Source organism: Christiangramia aquimixticola, assembly GCF_048285835.1.
Taxonomy (GTDB): domain Bacteria; phylum Bacteroidota; class Bacteroidia; order Flavobacteriales; family Flavobacteriaceae; genus Christiangramia; species Christiangramia aquimixticola.
Genome location: NZ_JBLVTL010000003.1, coordinates 1 through 10395, shown reverse-complemented (window position 1 = coordinate 10395; position 10395 = coordinate 1). Strand labels below are relative to the sequence as shown.

Here is a 10395-nt window from a genome sequence, read left to right as displayed (position 1 = left end):
CTTTAACCGCTATCCTGGTGGATGATGTTAACTATGGTACTCTGGAACTAAACAGCGATGGGACTTTTATATATACTCATGATGGATCTGAAAATCACAGTGATAGCTTTACTTATAAAGCCAATGACGGAGATAACGATAGTAATATCGTAGTGGTGGACATTCAGGTTTCAGAAATAAATGATGCACCGGTTGCCAAAGATGATCTGGTAGAAACAGATGAGGATATTAAATTGGAAATTGATGTTTTAGCAAATGATACAGATGTTGATGGAGGAACTTTGGTAATAACCGAAGTTGGAACCCCATTACATGGAACTGCAACAGATGATGGTAATATCATCACCTATACACCAGATCCTGATTTCAATGGAGAAGACACCTTTATTTATACAGTCTCTGATGGAAAAGGTGGAACAGATTCGGCTACAATAACTGTCACCGTTAATCCTGTTAATGACATACCTGAAGCAGTTGATGATATAGCTGTTACTTTGGAAAATACCGAAGCAGTTATTCCGGTTCTGGAAAATGATACAGATATAGATGGAGATGAATTAACGGTTACCGAGGTAAGTGATCCTGCAAATGGGACCACTACCACCAATGGAACGACCGTTACTTATATCCCGGATAATAATTTCACCGGAGAAGACACCTTCACCTATACTGTTTCTGATGGAAATGGCGGAACAGATTCGGCTACGGTTACAGTATTTGTAAGTGACCAGAGTGGCCCGGAAATCACCTGTCCAGAATCCTATGAAATTGAAAATGATGAGGAAGAGTGTGGCGCCATTGTGGTATTCACAATGCCAGAGTTTACAGATAACTCCGGAATTGCTACGATTGAACAAATTTCAGGCCCTGCAAGCGGCTCGTTATTCCCGGTAGGTGTATCTACTCTGGTTTTCAAAGCAACAGACGGTTCGAATAACTTTACAATATGTACCTATGATGTTAGCGTTATTGATGCTGAAGCGCCAGAAATATTAACCTGTGCTACAAATGTTAGCGTCTCTACAGATGAAGACATGTGCTCAGCTTCAGAAGTAATTCTGGGAACCATTACAGTTAAAGATAACTGTGATCCAAATCCGGTGATTACCAATGATGCTCCCGACGTGTTTAACATAGGAGAAACAATTGTAACCTGGACGGTTACAGATAATGCCGGTAATTCATCCGAATGTACACAAATCGTTACTGTTAAGGATGAGCAGGCACCAGTCGTTGAAACTATTTCCAATATAATTGTGGATAGTGACCCGGGAGCATGTGGTGCAGTTGTTACCTTCAATAAAGTTGGAGCAACAGATAACTGTGAACTTGATACTGTGGTTATTACTGAAGGTTTAAGTTCAGGATCTGAATTCCCTGTGGGAACTACGACAGTTACCTATACAGTGACAGACAAAGCTGGAAACACCAATACTTCCACTTTTACAGTTACGGTGAATGACACTGAAGATCCGGTTCTTACCTGTCCTCAGGATATGACGGTAACCACAGTAGATGGTGAATCTTTCGCGATAGTTGAATTCGCAAGCGCTACGGTAACCGATAATTGCGGTGCCACTGTAGAACAAACTGCCGGTCCGGTTTCAGGATCACAGTTCAGCCTGGGTTCAACAACAGTAACCTTTACTGCAACAGATGCAGCCGGAAATACGATCACCTGTAGCTTTACGGTTACAGTAACCGATGGTGAAGATCCAAGTCTCGAATGTCCGCAACCAATTGTTCAAAATGTGGATGAAGGAGTTTGTGGTGCAGTTGTAGTCTTTGACACACCTGAAGGTTTTGATAATTCGGGTGAAGTAACGGTACAGCAAACCGCAGGACCTGCATCTGGAGAATTATTCGAGGTTGGCACTACTACGGTAACCTTTACTGCGACCGATAACGCGGGGAACTCTGTGGATTGTAGTTTCGAAGTTACTATAAATGATAACGAGGCTCCTGAAATTGTGGAAATTGCCGATATAACTGTAGATAACGACGAAAATGAATGTGGAGCCGTGGTAAGTTTTGACCCACCGGCAGCTACAGATAATTGTGAAATAGAAAGTGTAATTCAAACAGAAGGTCCTGCTTCAGGATCGCAATTCCCAATTGGGACTACAACTGTGACTTACACGGCTACAGATACTTCGGGGAATACTTCCACAACAAGTTTTACGGTAACAGTTGCAGATTCACAATCTCCAATGGTTGAATGTCCTGCTGATGTTACTAAAATTGTTGAAATTGGAACTACCAGCACAACGGTTGAGTACACAGCCTTAACTGTTACCGATAATTGTGAAGGTACTACGGTAGAACTTACTTCAGGAATTGCTTCGGGAGGAGAGTTCCCACTTGGAACCACCCAAGTTGAATATACTATAACAGATGCAGCAGGAAACAGTGTTACCTGTACTTTTACGGTGATCGTGGAAGAGGAACCATTACCTGATCCGCCTTCTACTCCAACGGCAACAGTAACTACAGCCGCGACCTGTTCTTTACCACTTGGTACAATTACCGTGGAAACCCAGGAAGGTCTTACTTATAGTATTGACGGAATTAACTATCAGGAAAGTGGTGTGTTCACAGATCTTGAGCCTGCTTCTTATGAAGTTACTGCAAGAGATCAATTTGGACAGACTTCAGATCCGGTTATTATAGTAATAGAAGCACCGGTGGCAGAACCAATTCAAACAACTACTGCAGATCTTTGTGTGGATGACGGAATATTCAATCTGTTTGAATTATTCCAGAGTACTTACGATGACAGCGGAACCTGGATGGATACAGACAATACAGGCGCGCTTGAAAATAGCTTTATTGATCCGGAACTTTTAGCAGTTGGTAATTATACATTCACCTATGTAGTTGAAGGTACTTGTCCATCTTCAACAGAAGTGACCATATCCATAAATGACCGTTGCGTGGTGCTGCCATGTGAGATTTCAGATATTAGAAATAGCATATCAAAAGCAGTGACACCAAATGGTGATAATAAGAATGACTTCTTCCTGGTAGATCTTACCAGAGAATGTGGCTTCAGTTATGATTTAAAGATATTTAACCGCTGGGGTGCGAAGGTGTTCGATGCGAAAAATTACCAGAACAATTGGGATGGTTATTCAAATTCAGCGATCACCAGTTCAAAACAGTTGCCGTCGGGAACTTACTTCTACGTCCTGGAGATCAGGAATAGCAATTTCGAACCAATACAGGGTTATATCTATCTAGGAACTAAATAAAAAGGGAAACCATGAAAAAAGTATATCTAATCATAATAATACTATTTGTTGGTGCTACCGCAACTGCGCAACAGCTCCCTCAGTTTACACAGTATATGTATAACACGACCTCTATAAACCCTGCTTATGCAGGGAGTAGAGATGCACTGTCCATCACGGCGCTTAGCCGTAACCAGTGGGTAGGATTGGAAGGAGCTCCGGTAACCCAGACTCTTTCCTTTAATTCCCCTCTTCAAAATGATAAGGTTGCCCTGGGCTTGTCCATTATCAATGATAAAATTGGAGATGAGAATACCACATTTATATATGGTGACTTTTCTTACCGGGTAGATCTTAGTGCCGATGTAAGTTTAAGACTTGGGCTTAAAGCAGGAGCTTATTACTATGGGCTTGATGATCCAACCTTTGGAGACGATCCGTTTTTTCAGGATGAGTTCAATCGCTGGACTCCTAATTTCGGGGCCGGTGCTTATCTCTCCGCTCAGAACTGGTATGTAGGATTTTCTGCACCTAAACTTATCAATAAAGACAACAACCGTTTGGAAGAGTTCAAAGCATTGGAGCAGGTACATTATTACCTTACTTCTGGTTATGTTTTTGATCTTAACAGCAACTTGAAATTCCGTCCCTCTACCCTGCTGAAAGCAACTAAAGGTGCGCCACTTTCAGTTGATGTAACAGGGACAGTCATTTTTGATGAGAAATTTTATCTTGGGGTTAACTACCGGATAGATGATGCATTGGGAGCATTTCTGGATGTACAGTTATTCCCTGGATTCCGTGCAGGATATGCCTATGATTATTCAATTTCAGATATTCAGCCATACACCTCGGGATCTCATGAGTTTATTCTTATATATGAGCTAAGAGCAAAAAACACCAGATATAAGTCACCGCGTTTCTTCTAACTAAAGCCTTTTAATTATGAAAAACATTTACTCTACAATTCTGCTTTTTCTTTGCTGCTCTATAGGGTTGCAAGCTCAGAGCGGAAAACAAAAAAAGGCAGACAAACTCTTTAATGAATTTGCCTACCTGGAAGCAACCGATGTTTATAAGGAACTTATTGAAAAAGATTATAAGGTTACCTATAACTCGCTCAAACTGGCAGACGCTTATATGCTGCTGCGTAGTCCTGAAAATGCAGTTTTTTATTATGGGGACGTGATTCAGGATACCACGATCTCTCCGGAATATTACTATAAATATGCCCAGGCACTTCGCGGTGTAAAGCGATATGACGAATCCAAAACCTGGTTAAAAAAATATCTCGCTTCCGGAAAAACTTCGGCAGATATTGAGACCATGGTAAAAAAAGACGAATACAAAAGCATGGCTACTTACCGTCTGCAACCAGCAGATCTCAACTCAGAGTTCAGTGATTTTGGAGTCTTTATACAGAAAGATCAGGTATATTTTGTTTCGGCCAGAGTTCAGGATTCAGATGTAAAGAAAAAGACCTATAGCTGGAATGGGGAACCATTTCTTGATGTTTATGTTCAGGATAAAAACACAAAAACGATCAATCCAATTGCGGGAGAGATCAATACTAAACTTCATGACGGTCCTCTGGTAATAAGTCCTGACGGAAAAACCGCTTATTTTACCCGAAACAATTATCTGGGTCGAAAAGAAGGAAAAAGTGATAAACAAAAGACCAATCATCTTAAACTATATTCTGCTACTAAAAATGGCACAAAATGGGAAAATGTAAAAGAGCTTGGTTTTAACAGTGACCTGTATTCCGTAGGCCACCCTGCACTATCACCGGATGGCAAGACTTTATATTTTGCTTCAGACATGCCGGATGGTATGGGGGGAACAGATCTTTATAAGGTTAGCATAGCGGAAGACGGAACTTTTGGAAAACCAGAAAATTTAGGCGATCCGGTGAATTCAGAATTTGATGAAACCTTTCCATTTATAGATACAGACGGAACTTTATATTTTTCTTCCAATGGTCACGCCGGTTTAGGATTATTCGATATTTTCAAATTCGAAGAAGATGCTGAAGAAATTGAAAATCTGGGGAGCTCAGTGAACAGTAACCTTGATGACTTCGCTTATTTTCAAATTGCCGATTCAAAAGAAGGTTATATCTCTTCAAACAGAGGTGGAAACAGTGATGATATTTATGTTTTTAATAAACTTAATCCGCTAATTCTTAAAGGTGTCGTGACCGATGCGGTTAATGGCAAACCTATTTCACAGGCTACCGTAAGAATTATGGCTGAAGAAAATACACAGATCGCCTTTCTTGAAACCGATGAAGATGGAAATTATAAAACTGAAATCAATCGGGATAACGAATTCCCGGTAGAAGCCAAGGAAATCAAATATGAAACTTTTAATGGTACGGTGAGCACTTTTAATAGCGACGAAAAAGATGAAATAATCTATAACATAGCACTAGAACCGGTAAAAGATCTGGAGTACCTGGCAGAAATTGAAAATATCTATTTTGATTTTGACAAATCGAACATACGGCCAGATGCTGCCAAAGAACTAGATAAACTGGTGGCGCTCATGCGAAATGATTATCCGGACCTGGTGATCGAAATTGGATCTCATACAGACAGCCGGGGAACCAATGCTTATAACGAAGGTCTGGCAGAACGAAGAGCAAAATCAACTTTCGATTATTTAGTATCAAAAGGCATTTCTGCAGATCGCATAGTAAAATACCAGGGATACGGGGAAACCAAGCCCGCTATTAAATGTGACCGTTGTTCAGAAAAAGAACATCAGTTAAACCGTAGATCCATGTTTAAAGTAGTAAAAATGTAAATTCTCTAACTAACCAGAGAAGGAGGCTTATTTGTTATCCCCTCAAAAGAGATCCGGTTAACCGGATGTATAATAAATAAGCCTCGATAATACAATCGACCCCAACATACTCGATTGAAAAGAAAAAGGTCCGGCCTCTAGCCCGGACCTTTTTCGCGTTTTATAACCGACATCCAGAGGGAAAATTTTACCCTTAAAATTATTGAAGATTTTACTGACAGTAGCCTCTTGTAGGCACAAAATTATGAGTATAGTTCATACAGCTATAAAACGAACAGTTAAACCGTCAAACAGGTAATGAAATAGGGGTTTTCCCTCGTAAAATTTTCCAAAAACTGAATAAATTACGCTAATTTTTGTAGGTCAAAACGTGATTTTCGGCATTTTTACCCTACAAAATTGTGTCGTTCGTCGGATTTTTTGTGTCTTTCACCTAAAATATTGGTAAACAGGAGATTGGATAAATCTTTTGGAATAGCTTTACAGCGAATAACATCGTATTTTAGAGTCACCCCCACCCTTCTCTAGAAACACCCCCACATACAGGTGTTATTAACCCCACAAAACTTAATGGAATAGTTATGCCTTTTTCCCAATGGAGAATGGCCGCGTAAGCAGGGGATCCCCCACGATCTTTTGTCTTACTTCCAGACGAATTGAATTTGGTATGCCTGAAAAGGTTTGAGATAAATGTTTGATAAAAACATTAGCGTATGAATGACAACACTACTCTGAAAATGACGACACTTGATTATACTAAGAGTCATCATTTAAACTTAATTCCAGGTTTTATCCTAATGGTAATTTTACTGTTGGGATCAACTGGTTTATACGCACAAGTACAACAACCTTCTCAACCTGGCTCTCCAGCTCGTTTTGGTATTGATGCTGAAACAAAAGCTAATCAAGGTCTGGATGCAAATGGCAATCAAATTCCAATAGATGACTGGTTCGTCAATGATCAGGAACCTGGCTATGGGATGATAGATCCAACGGATAATTGGAGTACGCAATTGATAAATGGAAACAACATCAGTTTTGAAGCTAATCCTACTTTTATGCAGTATGATGTTCAAAATAACTCCATTCTCTATGATGCTTTATTTGCAAGAGATTTTATAGGTTCTAGTGGTGAAAAGGACGCAACAATGTTCGGTGGTAGTGCAAAACATGCACAGGACCCTAAAAACTGGAAGGTAACCTCAAGCTCCTTAACCGGTTCTTATGATATTGTTGATATGTACGCCCATGTTAGACGAAAGGGACAGGATATTCTTATTCCTGGCACTGGTGCTTTAAGTGAAATGTGGTTAGATTTAGGGGTTTCGATAGTAGATCCATCGGGTGTGCATTATGTGGATTTTGAGTTATATAGTGAAGACATTAGCTTAAATAAGAAAGGGGATAAATTTATATCGGCTGGTAATGACGAAGGTCATACTAGATGGGAGTTTCTAGCAGATGGTTCAATTTTCAAAACCGGAGATTTATATGTGGTTTTTGGCTTTAATGGTTCATTTCATGAGTCACTTGATGTAGCACTTTGGGTAAATAAAAATGAATACGATAATTTTCCTAAATTCGTTTGGAATTCAACTACAAAAACCTGGGATCCTTACATTTCCAACCCTTCAAATATTATTCAAACTAATGCGGAAATTGCGGCAGCGGCTGCCTGGAGAGGACCTAAATTTATTAAATATGGCTACCAATCCAATACAGGTGGGGATTATGGATATGCATCAATCGTAGTGCCTACCGGAGAATACTTTGCCACCTCAAACACTGTTGAGATCGATGGCCCACCGTGGGGTACTCATGGTGAAAGAGATTATGAAACCACCTATTCACCAGGTGCTTTTATGGAAGTAGGTTTGAATCTTACAAATCTAAAAATCGATCCAGCAACAATAGGAGAAAATCCTTGCGATGCACCTTATGTAAAAATAATTGCAAAAACCCGAACAGGTACTTCAAATACATCTTCCTTAAAAGATTTTGTTGGACCTTATAGTTTTCTTGCAACCCCCGTTGTTACCGCAGATATTGAACCTCCAGGAAATATCAATTCTTTTCCGGGGGCAACCCTTACTTTAAGACCTCAAAATCCAGTTTCGGGCGCAGCTTATACCTGGGAAACAACAGGAAATGGAAGATTTGAAAATGGTCTTCAAACATATGTAGGGGAGGAAGCAGTAATAATAATGCCTGGTACTTATACCTTATCTGCAGCAGCCTTTCCCGGATGTTTTGCAGATACAGAAGAAGTAACAGTTAAAGCTATCCCCTATGCTGCAGATGATTCTGCAATTATGATTGAGGATGGAATTAAAACCTTCACTTTCACCGAAATTATCGCAAATGACAGAGATTTAGATAATCCCGTTTCTGCTGGTGTTCCACCTACGGTAAATTATCCTTTTGTGATGGGAACCATAACAAATAATTTGTTAAAAGGACCGGATAATGGGACTGTATCATTTAGAAACAACACCGAGACCATAGTTTATACACCTAATCCGGATTGGTATGGTGTTGACACCTTTGAATATAGAATTTGTGATGATAATGGAAATCCAGGGCTGTGTGACGTTGGTTTGGTTACCATTACCGTTCTGAGAGATTATGATGCGGATAAAATTCCGGATGTAGAGGATTTCGATGATGATAATGATGGAATTCCAGATAGTGAAGAATCTAATGGTGAAGATCCATCTGCTGACGAGGATAGTGATGGAATCCCCAATTTTGAGGATCCTGACTTTTGTACTTTAAATACTTATGGTATTTGTTCAGATTTTGACATTGACAATGACGGGATCCCTAATCATTATGATTTGGACAGTGACGATGATGGTTGTAGTGACGCTTTAGAAGCAGAAGCTACGACCAATAAAACAACCGAATTCCAGTTTCCTTCCTCACCTGTTGGCACGGATGGGATTCCAGATGCAGTTCAGGATGTGGGCGATGAGGATAGTGAAGATATAAATTATAAGATAAGTGATCAATTTCTTGATGCTTCCAAAAAAGATATGTGTGAGGCAGATCTTGAGCTGAAAAAAGAGGTTAACAATGATAAACCGGAAGTAGGCACAAATGTAATTTATACCATTACCTTAAAAAATAAAGGTCCCGGTCTTGCTGCCGGTGTTATGGTTAAAGATCTTTTACCAGCTGGTCTAACCTATGATGCCTCAACTACTATAATCCCAGCCAATACTACTTATGATCCTTCAACCGGTATTTGGGATTTAAGCGATTTCCCATACATGCTTAAGGATCAGGAGGTGATTTTAACTTTAGGTGCCAGCACTGGTAACTCATGTGAAGTTATTACAAATACCGCAAATATCACGGCTACTGATCTTTTTGATAAAGATCTGGATAATAATACAGATTCTGTAGAGATTACACCTGTGGATAATGAAGATCCTGTTATTAATAATTTAAACAATACCAGTGTTGAAGGATGTACTCCATCTGATATTACTTCCGCTAATACCGGCCTGGATTATAGTTCTACTTTAGTAACTATTACTGAAGCTGAATTTAACGCGACCGGTGCTACTATTACCGAAAACGGGCAGATTCAGAGTATCACTTATCAGGATATTGCAGCCGCAAGACCGGCTACTTCCAGCTCCTGTCCTTATGAAGTGACCCGTACTTTTACGATTACAGATGCCTGTGGAAATATAACTACCTCTAATCAAATAATTTCTTTAGTAGATACTACTCCCCCAACAGGCACCGCTCCAGCCAACATTTCCGGAATTCAGTGTAGAGATGATATCCCTGCGGTTGATCTTACTTTAGTTACTAATGTTTTAGATAACTGTTCTACCCCAACAGTTAGTCATAAAGGCGATATCAATAATAATGGTATTGGATCTACTGCAGATCCCTATATCGTTACCAGAACCTATACTATCACTGATGCCTGTGGGAATCAGACGGATGTAAGTCATACTATTACTGTAATAGATAACACAGACCCTTTATTATCAGGGGTTCCTGCAGATGTAGCTGTTAGTTGTGATAATATTCCTGCTGTGGCTACTCCATCAGCTAGCGATGTGTGTGATTCTACCCCTGCTATCACCTTTGCTGAAACTAGCACCAAAGGAACAGATCCTGATCAGGCTTCTTTTTATAACTACGAGATTACAAGAACCTGGACCGCAACAGATGCTGCTGGAAATAGTTCTTCTCAATCTCAGAAAATCACAGTTTCTGACGCTAGTGCTCCTACATTATCCGGAGTTCCTGCAGATGTTACTGTAACGTGTGATAATATTCCTGCAGTTGCTTCTCCTTCAGCTAGCGATGTGTGTGATGCTACCCCTGCTATCAC

Annotated in this window: 4 protein-coding genes; all 4 read left to right on the top strand. The window is 40.0% G+C overall.

Features of this window, described 5'->3' with window-relative positions; genetic code table 11:
• Positions 1-3251, top strand: a 3251-nt coding sequence (locus ACNKXV_RS06925) for an HYR domain-containing protein (protein ID WP_417906988.1), incomplete at its 5' end; no start/stop codon positions are given.
• A gap of 11 nt (positions 3252-3262) precedes the next feature.
• On the top strand, positions 3263-4159 hold the full coding sequence (locus ACNKXV_RS06920; protein ID WP_417906987.1) for a PorP/SprF family type IX secretion system membrane protein: 897 nt from the start codon (positions 3263-3265) through the stop codon (positions 4157-4159).
• Between the two features lie 16 nt (positions 4160-4175).
• A complete protein-coding gene (locus tag ACNKXV_RS06915) occupies positions 4176-6038 on the top strand; it encodes an OmpA family protein (protein WP_417906986.1) in 1863 nt (620 codons plus the stop codon).
• 713 nt (positions 6039-6751) lie between these two features.
• A partial coding sequence (locus ACNKXV_RS06910) for an Ig-like domain-containing protein (RefSeq protein ID WP_417906985.1) occupies positions 6752-10395 on the top strand: 3644 nt, incomplete at its 3' end.